The 20,204-nt window shown below is 41.7% G+C and carries 24 protein-coding genes; 10 read left to right on the top strand and 14 right to left on the bottom strand.

The features are described from left to right. Window positions 1–77: 77 nt before the first annotated feature. The 11 genes from mgtE to PAND9192_RS13685 all read right to left on the bottom strand — a co-directional run bounded on the left by mgtE (window position 78) and on the right by PAND9192_RS13685 (window position 8,994). Entirely contained in the window at window positions 78–1,439 is a 1,362-nt protein-coding gene (mgtE, locus tag PAND9192_RS13735; RefSeq protein WP_087854245.1) for a magnesium transporter, read from the bottom strand. 284 nt (window positions 1,440–1,723) lie between these two features. After that, window positions 1,724–1,996 carry an HPr family phosphocarrier protein gene (locus tag PAND9192_RS13730; protein ID WP_087854244.1) on the bottom strand — a complete coding sequence of 91 codons (273 nt, stop codon included), beginning with the start codon at window positions 1,994–1,996 and terminating at the stop codon, window positions 1,724–1,726. Further along, on the bottom strand, window positions 1,993–2,844 hold the full coding sequence (rapZ, locus tag PAND9192_RS13725) for an RNase adapter RapZ (protein WP_087854243.1): 852 nt from the start codon (window positions 2,842–2,844) through the stop codon (window positions 1,993–1,995). Before rapZ ends, PAND9192_RS13730 begins: the two co-directional genes overlap by 4 nt. Window positions 2,845–2,883: 39 nt before the next feature. Beyond that, entirely contained in the window at window positions 2,884–3,333 is a 450-nt protein-coding gene (gene ptsN / locus PAND9192_RS13720) for a PTS IIA-like nitrogen regulatory protein PtsN (protein ID WP_087821133.1), read from the bottom strand. Between the two features lie 2 nt (window positions 3,334–3,335). Beyond that, window positions 3,336–3,623, bottom strand: a complete 288-nt coding sequence (gene hpf, locus PAND9192_RS13715) for a ribosome hibernation promoting factor (RefSeq protein ID WP_087845578.1) — start codon at window positions 3,621–3,623, stop codon at window positions 3,336–3,338. Window positions 3,624–3,655: 32 nt separating this feature from the next. Next, a complete protein-coding gene (locus tag PAND9192_RS13710; RefSeq protein WP_087854242.1) occupies window positions 3,656–5,140 on the bottom strand; it encodes an RNA polymerase factor sigma-54 in 1,485 nt (494 codons plus the stop codon). Window positions 5,141–5,203: 63 nt separating this feature from the next. Continuing rightward, entirely contained in the window at window positions 5,204–5,929 is a 726-nt protein-coding gene (lptB, locus tag PAND9192_RS13705) for an LPS export ABC transporter ATP-binding protein (RefSeq protein WP_060998321.1), read from the bottom strand. Between the two features lie 9 nt (window positions 5,930–5,938). Next, window positions 5,939–6,445, bottom strand: coding sequence for a lipopolysaccharide transport periplasmic protein LptA (gene lptA, locus PAND9192_RS13700; protein ID WP_065167045.1), 507 nt, complete (start codon window positions 6,443–6,445; stop codon window positions 5,939–5,941). Beyond that, entirely contained in the window at window positions 6,426–6,989 is a 564-nt protein-coding gene (lptC, locus tag PAND9192_RS13695; RefSeq protein ID WP_087854241.1) for an LPS export ABC transporter periplasmic protein LptC, read from the bottom strand. Before lptC ends, lptA begins: the two co-directional genes overlap by 20 nt. Before the next feature lie 58 nt (window positions 6,990–7,047). Then, window positions 7,048–8,019 carry a KpsF/GutQ family sugar-phosphate isomerase gene (locus tag PAND9192_RS13690; protein WP_087854240.1) on the bottom strand — a complete coding sequence of 324 codons (972 nt, stop codon included), beginning with the start codon at window positions 8,017–8,019 and terminating at the stop codon, window positions 7,048–7,050. A 15-nt stretch (window positions 8,020–8,034) separates the two neighbouring features. Further along, entirely contained in the window at window positions 8,035–8,994 is a 960-nt protein-coding gene (locus tag PAND9192_RS13685; protein WP_087854239.1) for a calcium/sodium antiporter, read from the bottom strand. Window positions 8,995–9,523: 529 nt separating this feature from the next. Between PAND9192_RS13685 and mlaF the strand changes: the two genes are divergently transcribed. The 7 genes from mlaF (at window position 9,524) to murA (ending at window position 14,209) form a co-directional block, all read left to right on the top strand. After that, entirely contained in the window at window positions 9,524–10,324 is an 801-nt protein-coding gene (gene mlaF / locus PAND9192_RS13680) for a phospholipid ABC transporter ATP-binding protein MlaF (RefSeq protein ID WP_087854238.1), read from the top strand. A gap of 64 nt (window positions 10,325–10,388) precedes the next feature. Next, on the top strand, window positions 10,389–11,171 hold the full coding sequence (mlaE, locus tag PAND9192_RS13675) for a lipid asymmetry maintenance ABC transporter permease subunit MlaE (RefSeq protein ID WP_060998315.1): 783 nt from the start codon (window positions 10,389–10,391) through the stop codon (window positions 11,169–11,171). A gap of 52 nt (window positions 11,172–11,223) precedes the next feature. After that, window positions 11,224–11,700, top strand: a complete 477-nt coding sequence (mlaD, locus tag PAND9192_RS13670; protein ID WP_087854237.1) for an outer membrane lipid asymmetry maintenance protein MlaD — start codon at window positions 11,224–11,226, stop codon at window positions 11,698–11,700. Between the two features lie 14 nt (window positions 11,701–11,714). After that, window positions 11,715–12,350: a phospholipid-binding protein MlaC gene (gene mlaC / locus PAND9192_RS13665; protein ID WP_087854236.1), complete on the top strand. Its 636-nt coding sequence runs from the start codon at window positions 11,715–11,717 to the stop codon at window positions 12,348–12,350. Between the two features lie 2 nt (window positions 12,351–12,352). Then, on the top strand, window positions 12,353–12,664 hold the full coding sequence (locus tag PAND9192_RS13660; RefSeq protein ID WP_065167039.1) for an STAS domain-containing protein: 312 nt from the start codon (window positions 12,353–12,355) through the stop codon (window positions 12,662–12,664). 19 nt (window positions 12,665–12,683) lie between these two features. Then, window positions 12,684–12,938 carry a BolA family iron metabolism protein IbaG gene (ibaG, locus tag PAND9192_RS13655; protein WP_065167038.1) on the top strand — a complete coding sequence of 85 codons (255 nt, stop codon included), beginning with the start codon at window positions 12,684–12,686 and terminating at the stop codon, window positions 12,936–12,938. Between the two features lie 11 nt (window positions 12,939–12,949). After that, entirely contained in the window at window positions 12,950–14,209 is a 1,260-nt protein-coding gene (murA, locus tag PAND9192_RS13650) for a UDP-N-acetylglucosamine 1-carboxyvinyltransferase (protein ID WP_065167088.1), read from the top strand. 113 nt (window positions 14,210–14,322) lie between these two features. Here the strand turns inward: murA and degS are convergent, their stop codons facing one another. From degS to zapG, 3 genes are all read right to left on the bottom strand, one after another. Then, window positions 14,323–15,399: an outer membrane-stress sensor serine endopeptidase DegS gene (degS, locus tag PAND9192_RS13645; RefSeq protein WP_065167037.1), complete on the bottom strand. Its 1,077-nt coding sequence runs from the start codon at window positions 15,397–15,399 to the stop codon at window positions 14,323–14,325. Between the two features lie 140 nt (window positions 15,400–15,539). After that, window positions 15,540–16,910, bottom strand: coding sequence for a Do family serine endopeptidase (locus PAND9192_RS13640; protein ID WP_065167036.1), 1,371 nt, complete (start codon window positions 16,908–16,910; stop codon window positions 15,540–15,542). Between the two features lie 105 nt (window positions 16,911–17,015). Further along, window positions 17,016–17,477, bottom strand: coding sequence for a Z-ring associated protein ZapG (gene zapG, locus PAND9192_RS13635; RefSeq protein WP_065167087.1), 462 nt, complete (start codon window positions 17,475–17,477; stop codon window positions 17,016–17,018). Between the two features lie 195 nt (window positions 17,478–17,672). Here zapG and zapE point away from each other — a divergent pair, with 195 nt between their 5' ends. From zapE to rpsI, 3 genes are all read left to right on the top strand, one after another. Continuing rightward, window positions 17,673–18,800 carry a cell division protein ZapE gene (zapE, locus tag PAND9192_RS13630; protein WP_087854285.1) on the top strand — a complete coding sequence of 376 codons (1,128 nt, stop codon included), beginning with the start codon at window positions 17,673–17,675 and terminating at the stop codon, window positions 18,798–18,800. A gap of 288 nt (window positions 18,801–19,088) precedes the next feature. Further along, complete coding sequence (rplM, locus tag PAND9192_RS13625; RefSeq protein ID WP_060998308.1) at window positions 19,089–19,517, top strand: 50S ribosomal protein L13; 429 nt, start codon at window positions 19,089–19,091, stop codon at window positions 19,515–19,517. Window positions 19,518–19,532: 15 nt separating this feature from the next. Next, the gene (gene rpsI, locus PAND9192_RS13620) at window positions 19,533–19,925 is read left to right on the top strand and encodes a 30S ribosomal protein S9 (protein ID WP_060998307.1); all 393 of its coding nucleotides are present in this window, start codon (window positions 19,533–19,535) and stop codon (window positions 19,923–19,925) included. Window positions 19,926–20,204: the final 279 nt, after the last annotated feature.

The following is a 20,204-nucleotide window of genomic DNA, read 5'->3' as shown; positions in this document are numbered from 1 at the left end:
GACGTGATTTATGCGCAATAAAAAAGTCCAAATCAAGCACTTGATTTGGACTTTTTTTATCAATGGATTATCACGTATTAAGGCGTAATAAAGACAGTTGCTAAGCCTAAAAACACCATTAAGCCGACAATATCGGTACAGGTTGTGAGTGCCATACCGCCTGCAAGTGCGGGGTCAATTTTGAGTTTTTTTAGCCCAATAGGAATTAATACTCCAGCGACACCAGCAACAAATAAGTTTGCTAGCATTGCTCCAGCCATGATCGCGCCAAGTATCAAGCTGCCTTTCCAGACAAACACCACCAAGCCGATAATTAATGCCCATACTAAACCATTAATTAACCCCACTCGTGCTTCTTTACTTAGTAGCCAGCGAGTGTTGGTATCACCGATATGACCAACAGCAAGACCACGAATAACCAGTGCCACGGTTTGGTTACCTGCCACACCACCCATTGATGGTACAATTGTCATCAATACCGCTACAGTCGCCATCTGTTGTAAAGTGTGTTCAAACATATTGGAAACAGAGGCTGCTGCTAAGGCTGTAAGAACATTCACACCTAACCAAATACTACGACTTTTAGCCGATTTTAATACTGGTGCAAAGGTATCTTCGTCGTCATCCATACCAGCCATGGACATCATTGAGTGTTCTGCTTCTTCACGGATCAAGTCAACCACGTCATCGATAGTGATACGGCCGACAAGGTGATTATTAGCATCAACAACAGGGGCTGATATCCAATTTCGACGTTCAAAAATATTGGCAATTTCACTGTCAGCCATATCAACCGCAATCGCTTCATCAGCATCTTCCATTACATCTTTAATTTCGATGTCAGGTTGAGTGGTGATCAAGGTTGATAGAGATAAGTGACCAATTAAAATTTGTTTTTCATCAATGACATACAGTGAATCGGTTGCTTCTGGAAGTTCACCACGCATACGTAAATAACGTAATACCACATCGGCAGTTACATCACCACGAATCGTGATAAAGTCAGTACTCATCATGCCACCGGCTGTATCTTCCGGATAAGCGAGTGCTGTTTCGATACGATGACGATCGATGGCATCCATTTGTGCCAATACTTCTTGGTAGCGCTCATCAGAGAGGCTACGAAGTACGTATGCGACATCATCGCTTTCCATCCCCTCGGTAACGGCAGCCAGCTTTTCTGGCTCCATTTGCGAGACGATGCCATCTTTTACATCTTCAGAAAGTTCATCAAGAATTTCACCTTGTTCTTCTGGATCCGTCAATTGCCATAAGACTTGACGTTCTTTCGGTGGTGAGGCTTCTAACAGATGAGCAATGTCCTCCGGCTCCATATCTTGGAGTAACCGGCGAACATGGACAAACATACCATTTTCAAGCGCTTTGTTGACTTCTTGGAGTGTGTGATGGGTTTGATCTTGTTCTAATACATCCGCCATAGGTATTAGGCCCACTTATATTTGATGGCGCAATAAGCTGAATTTTAACGTAATCGGTTAGCCTTTGTCTTGTGCTGATTGATATTTAATTAGCCATAAGATGACAAAGTATGGGCGATACGTATGATAATCATGGTGAGATAGCTACATTTCATGCTTTTTCTCTACCAAATACGTATTAAAAGGCGTATTTGATGATCACATATTACATGCAAAAAAAGTCATTTAACTAAAAAGCAAATCACAATTCACTGGCAATCATTAATTGTTAATGAGATAGGTTGCTAATTATCTTCATCAAATCCAGCTTCAATGAGATTTGTAACCGCAATCAAGGCTGATTGAGCATCTTGACCTTTAGCGCTAACCATTATTTTTTGGCCTTGCGCGGAATCAAGCATTAATAGCCCCATTACACTGTCGGCAGTAGCACTGTTAGCGCCATTAGTGATAGTAATAACGGCTTCAAAGCTTTGGGCTAGCTCAACCAACTTAATTGCGGCTCGAGCATGAAGCCCGAGCCGGTTACGTATAAATAATTCACGACTAATGGTCATTTATAATTTTCCAGCGTGCGGTGACGTACCTGCACTTGTTGGCCTTGCTGGATAAAATACTCGGCAAGTTGCTGGGCGATATAAACTGAACGGTGTTGACCGCCAGTGCAGCCGATAGCGACTGTAACATAACTACGGTTATTCTTTTCTAGCATCGGTAACCACGTTTCAATGAAATTACGCAATTGATAGTTAAGCTTATTCACTTCAGCATGGGCGGCTAAGAAATCTTTTACGCCTTGATCAAGACCTGTTTGTGGTTTGAGTTCTGGCACCCAGTGCGGGTTTGGTAAGAAACGGACATCAAAGACGTAATCAGCATCTGAAGGGAGGCCATGTTTAAACCCAAAAGATTCAAACACTAAAATCAATTCACGCGCTTCACGACCAAGCACTCGCGCGCGTACCGTTTCACTTAAATCGTGAATCGAGCGGTTGGTGGTATCAATAACCAGATCGGCATGTTCTTTAAGATCGCTCAGCAATACGCTTTCAGATTGGATCGCTTGTTCTAAGCTCATGTTATGACGAGATAGGGGATGTAAGCGGCGAGTTTCACTGTAGCGTTTGACCAGTTCTTTATCATCAGCATCAAGAAAAATAACGTTGATATCAACATCACTGGCTAAATTTTTAAAAATGGCTTCAAGCTCACCTTGATGGGGTGGCATATTACGAATATCGATACTAACCGCAATGTCTTGTTCGTTATTGGCAATATCATTTACAAATTGTGGCAGTAGGTGTACGGGAAGGTTATCAACACAGTAATATCCTAAATCTTCTAGTACGCGTAGCGCGACCGATTTTCCCGAACCTGAACGGCCACTAACAACCATTAACCTCATGGTTTAGCTACCTTTTTTTTTGGGTTTGTAGGGGCTGATTTATTGTTCATCAATCAGTATGTCATATAATTCTTGATCGGTTGTTGCATTGCGTAATTGCTTGCAAATTTTCTTATTACCCAATTTTTCAGCCATGCTTGCGAGGGTCGATAAGTGTTCTTTGCATTGCTCTTCAGGAACTAAAAGGGCAAATAACAGATCAATCGGTTGACCATCAATGGCATCAAAGTCTATGGGTTGCTGGCATTGAATAAGCACTGCAATCGCATGATCACTATTACTGATTCGGCCATGAGGGATCGCAATACCATTACCAATACCTGTGGTACCCAATTTTTCACGATTGAGCATACATTCAAATAATGGTTGTGGATTTTGATCAAGATGTGTTGCCGCGATCTCACTGATGAGCTCTAGCGCGCGTTTTTTACTGGAGCAAGGGACTGCACTTTTAGTACAGTCCAAGCTCAATACGTTACTCAGTTGCATGATTAGTGACTATTGAGTTTATCTTTGTGTTTGTTTAATTGACGGACCAGTTTATCAGTCAATTCGTCAATCGCGGCATACATATTTTCAGAATCAGCCTTAGCGTGGATTTCTCCTGAATTTATATGTAATGTTGCTTCAGCAATCTGTTGCAGCTTTTCGACATTTAAGATCACTTGAACATTATTTATTTTGTCGAAAAAACGCTCTAATTTTTCAAACTTGGTACTGACATATTCGCGCAAAGAATCGGTTACATCAACATGGTGTCCGGTAATATTGATTTGCATAGACGTCTTCCTTTTGTTGGCGCTGATCTGGGTTAGATCAGACATTTTCGCTGATTTGATGGCGGAATTCCAAGCGATTCACGGTATTTAGCGATAGTTCGCCTTGCAACCATGATCCCTTGTTCTGCCAATAAAGTCGCAATTTTGCTGTCACTCAGGGGTTTAGCCTGATTTTCAGCAGCAACAAGTTTCTTCACCAGTGCGCGAATAGCAGTCGATGAACATTCACCGCCATTATCCGTACTGACATGACTTGAGAAGAAGTATTTCAATTCAAAGATACCCCGAGGCGTATGCATATATTTTTGGGTTGTGACTCGGGATATGGTGGATTCGTGCATTTCAACCGCAAGAGCAATGTCGTTAAGTACCATCGGTTTCATGGCTTCTTCACCAAACTCAAAAAAGTCTTGTTGTTGTTCAACAATACAGCGAGCAACCTTCAATAAGGTTTCATTACGACTTTCAAGGCTTTTAATCAGCCATTTGGCGTCTTGGAGGTGGGTACGAATAAACTGACCATCAGCACTATTACGAGTGTTATTACTTAATGCGGCATATTGCTGATTAACTTTGATGCGTGGAATACTATCAGGATTAATGCTAACGACCCATTTACCGTGCTCTTTAAAGACCGATACATCAGGAATAACGTATTCAGTTTCAGAGGAAACGACGCGGTTGCCTGGGCGAGGATCTAAGCTATGAATCAACTCCATTACCGCTTTAAGCTCTGGCTCTTTAAGTTTGGTTTCACGCATTAGCTGACGATAATCACGATTACCTAATAAATTAATGTGCTCGCGTAATAGCACTTTAGCTTCAGCAAGCCATTGGGTCTGCTCTGGATAAGTGGCAAGTTGGAGCAATAAACATTCTTGTAAATTGCGTGATGCTACTCCGAGAGGATCAAATTGCTGTACTCGTTTTAGAACGGCTTCGACTTCATCAAGCTCAACCTCTAGATCTTCATTCTCGAAATTTTCTAAAATTTCAGTGGTGGTACAGCTGAGGTAACCTTTTTCATTTACCGCGTCAATAATGGCAGTTGCAATCGCTAAATCAGTTTCACTAAATGGAGTGAGGTGGACTTGCCACATTAAGTAGTCTTGCAATGACTCGGTGGTTTCCCCTTGATAAACAGGTATATCATCATCAAGGGCTATGCCAGTGCTGCCAGTACCTGCACTATAGACATCATCCCAGGTACTATCGACAGGAAGTTCTGTTGGCAGTTCACGGGTTTCAAGAGCTTCTGCGGTATCAAAACTCTCAATGTCATCAAGGTTTTCGTTAGTATCGTTGGTGGTGGTTTCAGCAGTTGAGGTTTCATTGTTAGTACTTACTTCATCTGCATCAACTGTCTCATCGAGCTCTAGGAGAGGGTTACCATCAAGCGCTTCTTGGATCTCTTGTTGAAGTTCCAATGTAGATAGCTGCAACAAGCGAATTGCTTGTTGTAGCTGAGGCGTCATTGCTAACTGTTGACCGAGCTTAAGTTGGAGCGAAGTTTTCATTAACGTTGATACACCTTATTGTTATTGTTGTTATTCTCTGTAATCAATAGCCAATGGTGAATGCTAGAGACGGAACTGATCACCAAGATAAACCCGTTTAACATGCTCATGGTTAAGAACATGATCTGGCGTACCATTAGCAATAAGGTGTCCTTGGCTTACAATATAAGCATGTTCACAGACATCCAGTGTTTCACGAACGTTATGGTCCGTAATTAATACCCCTAATCCACGATCTCGCAAATGTTTAATGATTTTTTTGATATCAATCACTGAAATAGGGTCGACACCAGCAAACGGTTCATCCAGTAAAATAAACTTAGGATTAGCCGCTAGTGCGCGCGCAATTTCAACTCGACGGCGCTCACCACCTGATAATGCTTGCCCCAAACTATCGCGAATATGTTGAATATTAAACTCATCTAATAATTCTTCCGCTTTGTCTTGGCGGTCTTCTTTGGTGAGTTCTTTGCGTGTTTCTAATACTGCCATTAAATTATCATAGACGGTTAAACGACGAAAAATTGAAGCCTCTTGGGGTAGATAACCAATACCCATGCGTGAGCGGTTATGCATCGGCTGGAGACTAATATCTTCATCATCAATGGTGATCGTGCCTTCATCACGGCTCACTAAGCCAACGATCATATAAAACGAGGTGGTTTTACCAGCACCATTTGGACCAAGTAAACCAACAATTTTCCCTGATTCTACCTCAAGGCTGACATCGGAAACGACTTTGCGTCCGTTGTAACTTTTTGCAAGGTGTTCAGCTTTTAGAATAGCCATAAATACTGTTTATTTCTTATTATTGTTTAATTGACTTGGTAAGATCACGGTGGTGACTCGCTCTTGGTTACCGCTTTCTGCTACCAAACGTTGGTCGCGAATATTGTAAGTAATAATATTACCTTTAATGTTGCTACCATCTTGATTAAGCTCAGCTTTACCTGTCATTTTTAGACGTTCAGTCGAGGTTTCATAACGCATTTTAAGCGCTTCACCGTCAAGTGGTTTACCGTCTTCCATTATTTGATGGAATGTGGCTGGTTTTCCATATGCCATAATGGTTTGTTGCTGTGATTTCGCGTTTGGTCGTGTGACAACGACTTTATTGGCGCGAATATCAATCGTACCTTGGCGTAACTTAACATTACCGATAAAAGTGACGATATTATTAGGCATATCAACTTGTTGACTGTCTGAATCAATATAAATGGGTTGTTTAGTATCACTTTTCATCGCCCATGTTGGTGCACTGATACACAACAAGCATAGTAGAGTACTAATTTTTAGTCGGTTCATATCTACCTTTTACATTTTTTAGAAGAGTAGCCACATTTCGATTCATATTGCCTTTCATACCGTCGCCTTCATTTTGAAAAACAGGGCCATTGATAGTGACATGATCGTTGGTATCAAAATCTTTATTGACTAAATTTAAGCGTAAATTATCGGTTTTAATAACCTGAATATCAGAATCAGGTAATAAGTTAAAAATACGTACATTACCTTGTAAATGTAAGATTTTATCTTGTTCTAGTTTGGCAGTGTTAGCGCTTACTCGCCATTCTGCATTTTGGCCCTGTTTAAACACCCACAATACGGGTTTGGTAAACGTCGTGATACCACTGACGTTGAAGTGTTCAAGGTGGTCGGCATCAATTTGATATTGACGCATGCCTTTTAAATCAAAGCTAGTGTTACTGACTTTATTACCAATAAACATTGGTTTTTCGTCATTAGGAGCTACTTGAACGTCTTGTCGCCAATGTTGTTCAAGTAGGTAGTAGCCGAGCCATGCACATATAATCATTAACAGTACATAGAATAGCTTTTTAAAAGTCATAGACTTAAGCCTTTATTGTCTTTAGGTGTTACCGATAATTGTTAGGTATATAATAGCGTTACATGACACCGGCTTTAAGCAAATCGTGCATATTGAGCGCCCCGACTAATTGGTTGTTTTCGGTCACCAATAAGCCATTAATTTTGTTATCTTCCATTAATTTTAGCCCTTCTGCGGCTAATAGCTGTGGTGAAATCGTTTGTGGGTTGCTTGACATGACTTCGCCAATACTGGTGTTGTGAATATCAACATGATTATCCAATAAGCGTCGTAAATCACCATCAGTAAAAATACCACGTAATTGTTGGTTATGATCAACAATTGCCGTCATTCCTAGGCCTTTGTGCGATATTTCTAACAGCGCATCTTTAATACTGGCATGTTCTTCAATCATAGGCAGCAACTCACCACGATGCATCACATCAGCAATGCGAAGTAATAATTTGCGACCTAACGCACCCCCAGGATGAGACAGTGCAAAGTCATCAGCAGTAAACCCGCGCGCTTCCATCACTGCAATAGCAACCGCATCGCCCATTACAAGGGTGGCTGTGGTACTTGAGGTTGGCGCGAGATTGAGTGGACAAGCTTCTTTATCTACTGTTACTTGAAGATTCACTTGTGCCATTTTAGCCATGCTTGATTCTGGCTGGCCAGTCATGCTAATCATCGCAATGCCAAGGCGTTTAATTACCGGCAGTAACGCCAGAATTTCGGTTGCTTCGCCGGAGTTTGAAATCGCAATCACAACATCACTTTTTTTGATCATACCAAGGTCGCCGTGGCTAGCTTCACCAGGATGAACAAAAAAAGCCGGGGTTCCAGTGCTAGCCAATGTTGCTGCTATTTTACGTCCAATGTGACCTGATTTCCCCATCCCCATAACGATCACTTTACCTTGGCAATGAAGGATTAACTCACACGCAAGAGTAAAGCTGTTATCAATGTAATGACGAATTTTTTCAAGGGCTTGTAATTCAGTATCGAGTACTTTTTTACCATGGCTGCAAAAATCAAATTGACCAGACATCTGTGGACGCTCCTGTTATGCGGCAACATTTAGAAATAAGAAAGCTTGATAAGCAACAAAACAAACGACCAATATACCGCCTTCAACACGATTAATTTGACGGCGTTTACCGAGTGCCATTACCAGTAATAGGATTGAAACAGCCAACATAACATAAAAGTCACGATCCATCGCTAATGGGCTTAATGCGGATGGATTGAGTAGTCCAGGAATACCCATTACCGCTAAAATATTAAAAATATTAGAGCCAATAATGTTACCCACCGCCATATCATCTTCGCCTTTAAAGACGCTTGCTACTGATGCTGCCAGTTCAGGTAGACTGGTACCGACGGCAATAATGGTTAAACCAATCACTAAATCACTCATACCGAAGTATTTAGCGATAGTAACCGCAGAGCCTACTACCATGTCTGATGAGTATAATAAAATCCCTAAGCCAATCAAAACCCAAATAATTGCTTTGGTGTTACTCACGCCTGTTGGAATATCGGCTTGTTGTTCTTCAAGTAAAGGATCGGTTTTGCTATCACGGCTTATTTTCATCATTACGATTAAGAAAATGCCAAACAGTACCGCGAGAATAATCCCTTCATTACGGCTTAAATAGTTATCCCATAAAATAGCCCCTGCGATAACTGTCACTCCAAGCATGATAGGTAATTCACGGCGAATAATGGTCGAACTAATACTTAATGGTTTTATGATGGCTGTAATACCAAGAATTAATGCAATATTGGCAATGTTTGACCCTAATACATTACCAACTGCGGTATCGGTTTTATCAGCAAGTGCTGCGGTCGCCGATACCATCATTTCTGGTGCTGAGGAGCCCATAGCAAGAATAGTCATACCTATAACCAGTGGTGCAACCCCAAAATTTTTCGCTAATGCAGCCGCGCCATATACTAATCTATCGGCACTCCACACCAGTAAAGCTAACCCGACACAGAGCAACACAATGGCTTCTAGCATGTTAATTCCTTTTCAGTACGACTCGCTAAAATAGCGAATTTCAATCAATTGATGAGAGATTTCCAATTTGAGTTGCTAATTTTGACGTTAACTCATGCAAAAGGGAAGCATAAGCCAATACTAATTATCATCTTGAAACGGTTTTATGATGGCTGACTTGATTAACAGCAACTGAATTAAAGCGGATTAAGGCTGCAAATGAGGCCGTGGTTGTTTATACTTTAAAAACGATGTTTTATTGTGTGTGGTTAAGATGTATTTGATTGGTTTTCGGTTGAATTTGTCCAGTTAATGTCGCTTTTGTCGCAAATGTATTATTTTTAATAAAAATTCACTATTTAAGTGCGATAAAGCCTCGCTTAGGTTGAGTTGGCTGCTAATTCCTCATATTATCAGCGCTCTTTTTTTATGATATACACTGATTATTTTTAAGTTATTTATTATCAAGTGGCTTATAGCGCTATTGTGCTAAATAACATCAATATTCATCGTTTACGCAAGCTAGTTAGCAAGAGGTAACCTAAATATAATGCTCAATGATGATGTACTTGTTTCGATTAAAAATATGACCTTCTCTCGTGGCGAACGGCTTATTTTTGATGATATTAGCCTTGATATTCCACGTGGAAAAGTTACCGCGATCATGGGACCGTCAGGAATCGGCAAAACGACCTTATTACGCTTAATTGGCGGCCAGATTGCGCCCAACAATGGTGAAGTGTGGTTTGATCAATGGAATATTCCGACCTTGCGTCGCCGCGAACTTTATCAAGCTCGTAAGCGAATGAGTATGCTATTTCAATCAGGGGCATTATTTACGGATATGACGGTGTTCGATAATGTCGCATTCCCGTTGCGAGAGCATACTCAGTTACCTGAAGATTTATTGCGAACTCTAGTGCTACTAAAATTAGAAGCGGTTGGCTTACGTGGTGCAGCACAATTGATGCCAAATGAGTTATCGGGCGGTATGGCACGTCGAGCAGCATTAGCACGTGCAATTGCCCTTGATCCCGATTTAATGATGTACGATGAACCTTTTGTTGGCCAAGATCCTATCACTATGGGGGTGTTGGTAAAATTAATTCGTGATCTTAATCAGGCGTTAAATATTACCTCAGTAATTGTATCGCATGATGTGCCTGAAGTGATGAGTATTGCTGATCATGTGTATATTCTCTCTGGTGCTAAGATCATTGGCTGTGGTACTCCCGATCAATTGCGTGCAGATACCAATCCTCAAGTGCGTCAATTTTTAGATGGTGATGCAGATGGCCCAGTGCCATTTCAATTTCCAGCACAGCCGTTAGGTGATGATTTATTTGGTTAATTAATGTAGCGCACTGATTGGCATTAGGGTCGCGGTGCATGACAACAGAGAATATGAGCAAAAAATGATAATTGATGCGATTTCCCGATTGGGACGAGCGACTATCGAAAAGTGTCAAGCCTGCGGTCGTGCAAGTTTGATGTTATACGGCGCACTAGTATGTAAGCCGCAACCGATAAAAATGTTGCCATTATTGATCAAGCAACTGTATTCAGTTGGGGTGTTATCAATGGCGATTGTTTTAGTGTCGGGATTATTTATCGGTATGGTACTAAGCCTGCAAGGTTATCTGGTATTAGCCGGTTACGGTGCCGAAACCAGTCTTGGACAAATGGTGGCATTATCGTTATTGCGTGAATTGGGTCCGGTAGTGACGGCACTATTGTTTGCCGGCCGTGCTGGATCTGCATTAACCGCTGAAATTGGTCTAATGAAAACCACCGAGCAATTATCGAGCATGGAAATGATGGCGGTTGATCCGCTGCGTCGTGTGATTGCGCCACGTTTTTGGGCTGGTGTTATTTCAATGCCATTGTTAGCGTTGATGTTCTCTTTAATTGGACTCTGGGGTGCACAATTAGTTGGTGTTGACTGGAAAGGGATAGATTACGGCAGTTTTTGGTCGGTGATGCAGTCATCGGTTGATTTCAGTACTGATATTGGTAATAGCATTATCAAATCGGTGGTATTTGCTATCGTGATAACATGGATTGCTGTCTTTAATGGCTATGATGCCGTACCCACCTCTGAAGGGATCAGTCGTGCGACAACCCGTACCGTGGTTAATTCATCATTGGCGGTATTGGGACTTGATTTTGTGTTAACTGCACTAATGTTTGGTAGCTAAACATTCACTTAGCCGCATCTATACGACGGCATAAATTAGATGGATAAAGATAATGCAACAAAATAGACGATTAGAATTGTGGGTTGGTGTATTTATGCTAGCCGGCATCAGTGCTTTATTAGTATTGGCGTTTAAAGTCGCTAATGTTCAAAGTTTTGGTAGTACAGAAACCTATACCCTAAAAGCGCATTTTGACAATATCGGTGGTTTAAAAGTACGTTCTCCAGTTAAGGTTGGCGGAGTTAATGTCGGTGAAGTGACATCGATTACGTTAGATAAACATACTTATGTACCGATTGTGACCTTAGCAATAAATAAAAAGTTTGGTTACTTCCCTGAAACCAGCTCTGCATCGATTTTAACTTCAGGCTTGTTGGGCGAACAGTATTTAGGTATTCGTCCTGGATTTATTGATAGCGATACTGAAATGTTACATAACGGCGATTTAATTGAAGACACTAAATCTGCGTTAGTATTAGAAGATATGATTGGTCAAGTGCTGTATAGCCTTGGCGGTGATAAGAAATAACGAGGAGAACAACCATGAAATTTATACGAGGCTTAATGCTGTGTTTAGTTGCTGTTCCAATGTTGGCGCAAGCAGCAACAGTTGATCAGACCAATCCTTATAAAATGATGGATAAAGTATCTGCACATTTATTTGGTACGCTAAAAGCGGAACAGAAAAAAATTCAAGCTAATCCCGAAGAACTTCGAGTGATCGTAAAGCAAGAATTATTACCTTATATTAATGCCCGTTATGCAGCATACAAAGTATTAGGGGCTAACTTACGTAATACCACTGCTGAGCAACGTGATGCCTTTACTGCTGCTTTCACAGATTACTTAGTGGCATCGTATGCGCAAGTACTGACTCAATATACCGATCAAAAAATCGAGCTCGAATCACCAAAACCGGTACCTGCTGATCGCAGTATTATTTCAGTTCGAGTCGATATTATTGATCCACAACGTCCGCCTATTCGTCTTGATTTCAAATTACGTTTGAATAAAAAAACCAAAGAATGGCAGGGATTTGACATGGTAGCTGAAGGTGTCAGTATGCTTTCAACTAAGCAAAGTGAATGGAGTGGTCAATTACGCACCAAAGGTATTGATGCGGTGACACAAAGTTTACGTGATTTGGCTGCGAAACCGATCCACATTGAGAAAAACTAATCATGGCTGTTAATCAGATTAGTTGGCAAGTTATTGCTGATGGGCAATACCGCTTGTCAGGGTCGCTAGATCGTGACACAGTGCCTGCTTTTTGGCGCCAAAGAAACCAATGGATGCCACATAATAAGCAGTTAACACTCGATCTTGCTGACTTGTCTCGAGTAGACTCGGCTGGCATGGTAATGTTGCTGCATTTATGCCAGCAACTTAAGCAAACGGGAAGTAACGTGATGTTACATAATATCCCTCAAGAGCTTAAGACGCTGTTTCGCTTAAGCCATATCGAACCAATGTTAACAGCTTGCATGGAGTAAGTTGTAGAGAGGATAGCTCGTGGAAATCTCTGAGATTAAACAAATTCTAGAAGCCGCTTTAGATGTCGATGAAGTCATCGTTACAGGCGAAGGTAGTCACTACCAAGTGATTGCTGTGGGTACATTATTTGACGGCATGAGCCGCGTTAAAAAACAACAAACAATTTATGGTCCATTAATGGATCGTATTGCTGCAAACGACATTCACGCGTTAAGTATTAAAACATACACGCCTGAAGAGTGGGCGCGTGATAAAAAATTAATGTCGTTATAGAGAGCTAAATGATGCAAAAGTTTCGTATTCAGGGCAGCGGCCCATTAAGCGGTGAAGTGGCTATTTCTGGCGCTAAAAATGCAGCATTGCCAATTCTATTTTCCGCTTTACTTGCTGAAGGTCCAGTAGAAATTGCTAATGTGCCTCAGTTACGCGATATTGATACCACCATGGAATTACTGTCACGTTTAGGCGTGAAAGTGTCGCGTAATGGTTCATCAGTTGATATTGATGCTAGCGATGTTAACGAGTTTTGTGCGCCGTATGATCTTGTGAAAACCATGCGCGCATCGATTTGGGCATTAGGTCCTTTAGTGGCACGCTTTGGTCAAGGTCAAGTGTCATTACCGGGTGGTTGTGCAATTGGTGCCCGCCCAGTCGACTTACACATTGTGGGTCTTGAGCAGCTTGGCGCAACCATCACTCTTGATGAAGGCTACGTGAAAGCGTCTGTCGATGGCCGTCTTAAAGGCGCGCATATCGTGATGGATAAAGTCAGTGTTGGCGCAACAGTAACTATCATGTCTGCGGCGACACTTGCTGAAGGCACGACGGTGATTGAAAACGCAGCCCGTGAACCAGAAATTGAAGATACAGCGGCATTCTTAAATGCCATTGGCGCTAAAATTACCGGTGCAGGTACGGCAACGATTACGATCGAAGGTGTTGATCGTCTTGCTGGTGGTTACCATGAAGTGGTTGCTGATCGCATTGAAACCGGTACATTCTTAGTTGCTGCTGCGGTTTCTGGTGGCAAGATTGTGTGCCGCAATACTAAGCCTGAACTGCTTGAAGCGGTATTGGCTAAGCTAGAAGAAGCTGGCGCACTGGTTGAAACTGGCGCTGATTGGATCAGTCTTGATATGACTGATCGTGAGCTTAAAGCTGTGAATATTCGCACCGCGCCGCACCCAGGTTTCCCAACTGATATGCAAGCGCAATTTTCGTTATTAAACCTAATGGCGAAAGGCACAGGTATTATCACTGAAACGATTTTTGAAAACCGTTTTATGCATATTCCAGAGCTTATCCGCATGGGTGCTCACGCTGAAATCGAAGGTAACACTGTTATTTGTGGTGATACTGATGGCTTAAGTGGCGCGCAAGTGATGGCAACAGATTTACGTGCATCAGCAAGCCTTGTGATTGCGGGTAGTATTGCTAAAGGCGAGACCATTGTTGATCGTATTTACCATATCGATCGTGGTTATGAGTTCATCGAACAAAAGTTTAGTGCACTTGGCATGAATATCGAACGTATTTCTGCATAAACCATTTTGGTTTAGCTCTAAAGTGTTAATAAAAAACCTCGCATATTGTGCGAGGTTTTTTTATTGCTACTTTTATTATTTATTTGATATCAATTACTAATGCTAATGATTGGCTATTTGGGTGGGTTCGCCATTGGCGGCCGATTAGCAACAGTGACTGGAATCATCATCGGTTTACCGTCACGTAATATCTTCACTTGAATATGCGTGCCTGGGCGAATATCTGTCACGATATCACGGACACTTTGAACATTAGTGACTTCTTTACCTGCAATTTCAATCACAATATCATTTTTCTTAAATCCAGCTTTTGATGCCGGACCGGTTGGGTCCATACCATCAACGATAATGCCATTGACCTTGGCTACATCATAAAGCCGTGCCATTAATGGATTGATCTCACGCCCTTGAATACCGATCCAACCGCGAATCACGCGACCATCAGCAATTAATTTTTGCATGATCTTAATCGTTAGCTGATACGGAATAGCGAATGAAATACCATAGGTTTCGATATTGGTTGCCTGTTGGAAAGAGGCGGTATTAATACCAACTAATTCTCCGCGAGTATTGACTAATGCACCGCCGGAATTGCCTTTATTAATCGCAGCATCCGTTTGCAGAAAATCTTGCGGGCCATAGAAACTCATACCTGATCGGCCAGTGGCTGAGATGATACCAAAGGTCGTGGTTTGACCGAGATTGTAAGGGTTACCAATTGCCAGAACCACATCACCAACAGCGGCTTTATATTGCGGGTTAACAGGAATGACGGGTAAATTATCGGCATTAATTTTTAATACCGCTAGATCGGTTAATTGATCTAAACCGATCAATTGCGCATTGAGAACACGGCCATCTTGTAGGGCAACAATGATTTGATCTGCATGGGCAACCACATGGTAATTAGTGACGATATAGCCTTTATCACTCATGATAACGCCAGATCCTAACCCTTGGGTCCGTAACTCACGTTCTTCGCTATTACTGTTGTCATAGCGGCGATTATAAATATTAACCACGGCTGGTGAAGCGCGGCGAACGGCATAATTAAAAGAGAGTGGGGTTGAACCGTTATCGGGTAATGATAAGGACACTGGCGTCGTTGGACGTAAATCAGGGACGGCAATCAGCACTATAATTGCAGTAATAAGGCCAAGAGCAATAGAGCGACCAAGAAATGCCAGCATTAACTGTCCTTATAAAATGAGAAATAAAAAAGGTGCCAACAGAATAGCACCCCCTCTAGAGCGAGACCAACTTTTGGCACGATTGTGATGGTTAAATTAACGCAATATTATTCGTGTCGTGATCGCGAATATAATGATGGTTAACGAATAATAATATATAACACATTATTGCCTCGTTGAATTTCAAGAGCGATCACTTGCGGTGGGTGCTGCAACAGTTTACGCAATTGGTTAAGGTTACTAATTGGAGTGCGATTGAGCCCAATAATAATGTCACCTTTGCGCAGCCCTGATCGCGCCGCGAGTGAACCTTGAGAGACTTTACTTACTTCAACGCCGTGAGGCTTACCGTTAACTGTAACATCAGTGAGTTGGGCGCCGGTTAAGTTAGTGTGAATATCATCAGCTTTAACAATATTATTTTCACTGGCACCCAGAGTCACCGTAAATTGTTGTAACTTACCATTACGCATAACTTGTAAGGTTAATGTTTTTCCTGCTCCAAGTGTGGCAACTTTGGCACGTAACTCACTGAATGAGCGAATAGGATTGCCATTGACTTGAGTAATAATATCACCCGCTTTTAAGCCTGCTTTTTGTGCTGCTGAATTAGGCATAACTTGGTTTACAAACGCACCCTTATTAGTGCTATAACCAAAGGTTTTGGCAAGTTCTGGTGTCAGTTCACGACCTTGAATGCCAAGGGTTCCTCGCTGAACACGACCAAATTTAATTAATTGTGAGGTAAGGTTATTGACCATATTTGATGGAATGGCAAATCCAATCCCGACATTGCCTTTATTGGGTGCCAGTATTGCGGTATTAATGCCGATCAGCTCACCGTTAAGGTTTATCAATGCGCCACCAGAGTTACCACTATTGATTGCCGCATCGGTCTGAATGAAATCTTCTATATTTTCAAGGTTCAATCCACTTCGACCTAATGCTGATACTATGCCTGAAGTCACCGTTTGTCCGAGCCCAAAAGGATTACCAATCGCGATCGCAAAATCACCTACTCGTAATTTATCTGAATTAGCTAATTTAAGCGCGGTCAGTTTTTGAGGGGTTTGTATTTGCAGTAAGGCAATATCCGATGCTTTATCACTGCCAATCAATTTAGCCGTGACTTCATGACCGTCATAGAGTTGTACTAGTATTTTATCGGCATTATTGATTACATGCTGGTTGGTAACAATATAGCCTTGGTTGGCATCAATGATCACTCCAGAACCTAAGCCGCGAAAAGGGCGCTCTTGAACTTGTTCGGCAGGAAAATTGGGACCAAAGAAAAACCGATAAGCTTCAGGTAGTTGTTGCTTTGAAACTTGCTTGCCTTCAATTGCGATACTCACCACAGCAGGTGTTACTTGCTCAAGCATTGGCGCTAGGCTAGGCATCAGTTGATTATTAACAGCAACAGGTAACGCAGCATTGGCAGTGACTGGCGGCATTAGAGCGCTAATCGTTAATGCTAATGCGCTAATAACAAAAAGGTTTTTTTTACGCATGATGTAACTCCAACTTAATAAGTTAAAGTATGACTTATTTGCTGGAATTAAGTTCCCCCACGATGATGGTTTGTGGGGGGGAAGTCTTAGTATTGAGATGAGGCGCTAACTGACTTTTGCAGTAGCTTCTGTTGTGGGAATTTCATCACTTCGAACCGTTGCTGGCTTATCGTTAAATAGCCCTGTTGCACCGTTAGCATAATCACGGGGTTGATGATCCATGACTTCATCTTCAATCGGTTGAGTATTTTTAACCGACTCTAGACTGGTAATACGTTGTGCAAATGGATTATCTTGGGTCGGTAAATTTGGCATAAGTTCGGCGGACGTTTTCGCCATATGCTCATATAACTTACTGTAATCCTTAGATACGTTATCTAATAACTCCGCACTACGAGCAAAATGGTCGACCAATTCTTGGCGATATTGCTCAAGTTCATATTTTGATTTATCAAGATCTTTTTTTAGTGATATTTGTTGATTTTGGTTCTTGTTGGTAACGCGACTTACTAGGGAGCCAACAAAAATTCCAACAATGAAAATAGCAACTGCAATAATCCAACTCATAGCCATGATAATTCCTTGTAATTTGGGTGTTAATACGTGTTTTCTTAGTCAGAGTACTGTTTATTTATAAGTAATAACGCTATTACTATACCTTGAGCAGGTTGCGCATGATACTGATTCAATCATATATTATGACTATTTATGCTGCAGTTTTATGGCAATTAAGATGTAAAGGAATAACATCAAATGAATCAGCTGACGCCGCTCGACAAATACCATGCAGATCTACAACGTGTCGATTTTTTTTCCGATCCTGCTCAAGCCCAGGCGGTTGCTCATTTAGATGATCTATACCATCGATTAATTGCCCCTGCTGCTCCATCACCAGCCACGACGGAATGGCAACGGTTATGGTTAATGACTAAATCATTGTTTAAAACCACAACAACTCAAGCAGAAATCGTGCCAGTTACCGGGCTGTATTTTTGGGGCGGTGTTGGACGGGGTAAAACTTACCTGGTTGATACCTTTTATGAGTGTTTACCGACCGAACGAAAACTGCGGATTCATTTTCATCGTTTTATGTACCGTGTCCATCAGCAGTTGCAACAGCTTGATGGCACTGAAAATCCATTAGAGCATGTGGCGGATAATTTTAAACAGCACACTGATATTATTTGTTTTGATGAGTTTTTTGTCAGCGATATTACTGATGCAATGATTTTAGCAACATTACTTGATGCTTTGTTTAAACGAGGCGTTACGCTGGTGGCAACATCCAATATCGAGCCCGATGGTTTATATCGAAATGGTTTGCAACGTGCACGATTCTTACCTGCGATTGAGCTTATTAAGCAATATTGCCAAGTAGTCAATGTTGATGCTGGGGTGGATTATCGGCTACGGACATTGGTTCAGGCTGAAATTTATTACTCGCCATTAGGGCAGCAAGCGAATGCTAATTTAGCGCATTATTTTGAGCAATTGACAACGGAGCCACGCCAGCATAATAAAAGCATCATCATTAATCAGCGCTCGGTGATTGTACAACGTGAAGCAACAGGGGTGGTACAGTTTAGCTTTCAGCAGCTATGCCAAACAGCGCGCAGTCAAAATGACTATATTGAAATTGCACAGTTGTACCATACGGTATTGCTTGCCGATGTACCGCTAATAACAGAGCAAGATGCCGCGCGGCGTTTTATCGCCATGGTTGATGAGTTTTATGAGCGTAACGTGACATTAATTATCTCTGCAGCAGCGCCATTAACTGAACTTTATACCGAAGGGCGGTTATTATTTGAATTTAAACGTTGTTGTTCACGTTTAATTGAAATGCAAAGTGAACAATATTTAGCAAAACCTCATTTAATTGATGAATGACGAATACGACTTAGCCATGCAATTTGAGCCGATTAACACAGTTTTGATTGTGATTTGTTGGCCTAATTATCAATTTCAGACGGTTAATATGAAAAAAAACCATTTTTTTTGGGAAAAAAGGTGATTTTTTCCGCACCCTTCTCTATAATCTTGCGACCCACCGTACCTGTATGGCGAAAGCCAGGAGTGCCACCCACTCGAAGGGGTGATGACTGGGCTCTTAACAGAGGGATCATCATTTGATGGTTCTAGTAAGTGAAACTATTTAAATAATGGGTATTAATTAGCATGAAAACTTTCGTTGCTAAACCAGAAACTGTAAAACGTGACTGGTATGTTGTTGACGCTGAAGGTAAAACTCTAGGTCGTCTTTCAACTGAAATCGCTTCTCGTCTACGTGGCAAGCACAAGCCGGAGTACACTCCACACGTTGACACTGGTGACTACATTGTAGTTATCAATGCTGAGAAAGTAGCAGTAACTGGTGCAAAGCGTACAGATAAAATGTACCACCACCACACTGGCTTCATCGGCGGCCTTAAGTCAATCAGCTTTGATAAGCTAATTGCTAAGAAACCAGAAATGGTTATTGAAACTGCTGTTAAAGGCATGCTTCCAAAAGGTCCTCTAGGCCGTGCTATGTTCCGTAAGCTTAAAGTTTACGCGGGTACTGAGCACAACCATGCTGCACAACAGCCTAAAGTACTAGACATCTAATTGGGAATTATGACAATGGCAGAGAATCAATACTACGGCACTGGTCGCCGTAAAAGCTCAGCAGCTCGCGTTTTCATCAAACCGGGTACTGGTAACATCGTAATCAACAAGCGTAGCATCGAAGAGTACTTCAGCCGCCCAACAGCGCGCATGGTAGTTCTTCAGCCTCTTGAGCTTGTTGGCATGACTGAGAATTTTGACCTATACATCACTGTTAAAGGTGGTGGTATCACTGGTCAATCTGGTGCTATCCGTCACGGTATCACTCGTGCTCTTATGGAATACGATGAAACTCTACGTCCTGCTCTACGTTCAGCTGGCTACGTTACTCGCGACGCTCGTTGCGTTGAGCGTAAGAAAGTTGGTCTACGTAAAGCACGTCGTCGTCCACAGTTCTCTAAGCGTTAATATTACGCTTCCAGATTTTTATCTGGTTTACTGTGTACAGAAAAAGCTCAGCCCTCGGGTTGGGCTTTTTTTTTGATTGTTTTTTAGAAAGTATTGTTCATTATTGTTAATGATATATTTTCTCGCACCTCGCACCATATCTTCCATCACATTTTTAGCTAATATCTGCTGCATAATAACGATAACTTGCCTGTGTTCGATATTTACCGCTAAACAAAGGTGTGAACTTGTGAATATATTGAGCTTTACATATTCTTAAAATGTTGGCGATAAATTGAA

Source organism: Photobacterium andalusiense, from assembly GCF_900185625.1.
GTDB classification, from domain to species: Bacteria; Pseudomonadota; Gammaproteobacteria; order Enterobacterales; family Vibrionaceae; genus Photobacterium; species Photobacterium aquimaris.
This window is presented reverse-complemented; position numbering and strand designations above follow the sequence as displayed.

What these genes read in the sequence shown, in the direction of transcription:
- mgtE (WP_087854245.1), bottom strand. Translation starts at nt 1,439, where the DNA reads ATGGCGGATGTATTAGAACAAGATCAAACCCATCACACACTCCAAGAA.
- PAND9192_RS13730 (WP_087854244.1), bottom strand. Translation starts at nt 1,996, where the DNA reads ATGACCATTAGTCGTGAATTATTTATACGTAACCGGCTCGGGCTTCAT.
- rapZ (WP_087854243.1), bottom strand. Translation starts at nt 2,844, where the DNA reads ATGAGGTTAATGGTTGTTAGTGGCCGTTCAGGTTCGGGAAAATCGGTC.
- ptsN (WP_087821133.1), bottom strand. Translation starts at nt 3,333, where the DNA reads ATGCAACTGAGTAACGTATTGAGCTTGGACTGTACTAAAAGTGCAGTC.
- hpf (WP_087845578.1), bottom strand. Translation starts at nt 3,623, where the DNA reads ATGCAAATCAATATTACCGGACACCATGTTGATGTAACCGATTCTTTG.
- PAND9192_RS13710 (WP_087854242.1), bottom strand. Translation starts at nt 5,140, where the DNA reads ATGAAAACTTCGCTCCAACTTAAGCTCGGTCAACAGTTAGCAATGACG.
- lptB (WP_060998321.1), bottom strand. Translation starts at nt 5,929, where the DNA reads ATGGCTATTCTAAAAGCTGAACACCTTGCAAAAAGTTACAACGGACGC.
- lptA (WP_065167045.1), bottom strand. Translation starts at nt 6,445, where the DNA reads ATGAACCGACTAAAAATTAGTACTCTACTATGCTTGTTGTGTATCAGT.
- lptC (WP_087854241.1), bottom strand. Translation starts at nt 6,989, where the DNA reads ATGACTTTTAAAAAGCTATTCTATGTACTGTTAATGATTATATGTGCA.
- PAND9192_RS13690 (WP_087854240.1), bottom strand. Translation starts at nt 8,019, where the DNA reads ATGTCTGGTCAATTTGATTTTTGCAGCCATGGTAAAAAAGTACTCGAT.
- PAND9192_RS13685 (WP_087854239.1), bottom strand. Translation starts at nt 8,994, where the DNA reads ATGCTAGAAGCCATTGTGTTGCTCTGTGTCGGGTTAGCTTTACTGGTG.
- mlaF (WP_087854238.1), top strand. Translation starts at nt 9,524, where the DNA reads ATGCTCAATGATGATGTACTTGTTTCGATTAAAAATATGACCTTCTCT.
- mlaE (WP_060998315.1), top strand. Translation starts at nt 10,389, where the DNA reads ATGATAATTGATGCGATTTCCCGATTGGGACGAGCGACTATCGAAAAG.
- mlaD (WP_087854237.1), top strand. Translation starts at nt 11,224, where the DNA reads ATGCAACAAAATAGACGATTAGAATTGTGGGTTGGTGTATTTATGCTA.
- mlaC (WP_087854236.1), top strand. Translation starts at nt 11,715, where the DNA reads ATGAAATTTATACGAGGCTTAATGCTGTGTTTAGTTGCTGTTCCAATG.
- PAND9192_RS13660 (WP_065167039.1), top strand. Translation starts at nt 12,353, where the DNA reads ATGGCTGTTAATCAGATTAGTTGGCAAGTTATTGCTGATGGGCAATAC.
- murA (WP_065167088.1), top strand. Translation starts at nt 12,950, where the DNA reads ATGCAAAAGTTTCGTATTCAGGGCAGCGGCCCATTAAGCGGTGAAGTG.
- degS (WP_065167037.1), bottom strand. Translation starts at nt 15,399, where the DNA reads ATGCTGGCATTTCTTGGTCGCTCTATTGCTCTTGGCCTTATTACTGCA.
- PAND9192_RS13640 (WP_065167036.1), bottom strand. Translation starts at nt 16,910, where the DNA reads ATGCGTAAAAAAAACCTTTTTGTTATTAGCGCATTAGCATTAACGATT.
- zapG (WP_065167087.1), bottom strand. Translation starts at nt 17,477, where the DNA reads ATGAGTTGGATTATTGCAGTTGCTATTTTCATTGTTGGAATTTTTGTT.
- rplM (WP_060998308.1), top strand. Translation starts at nt 19,089, where the DNA reads ATGAAAACTTTCGTTGCTAAACCAGAAACTGTAAAACGTGACTGGTAT.
- rpsI (WP_060998307.1), top strand. Translation starts at nt 19,533, where the DNA reads ATGGCAGAGAATCAATACTACGGCACTGGTCGCCGTAAAAGCTCAGCA.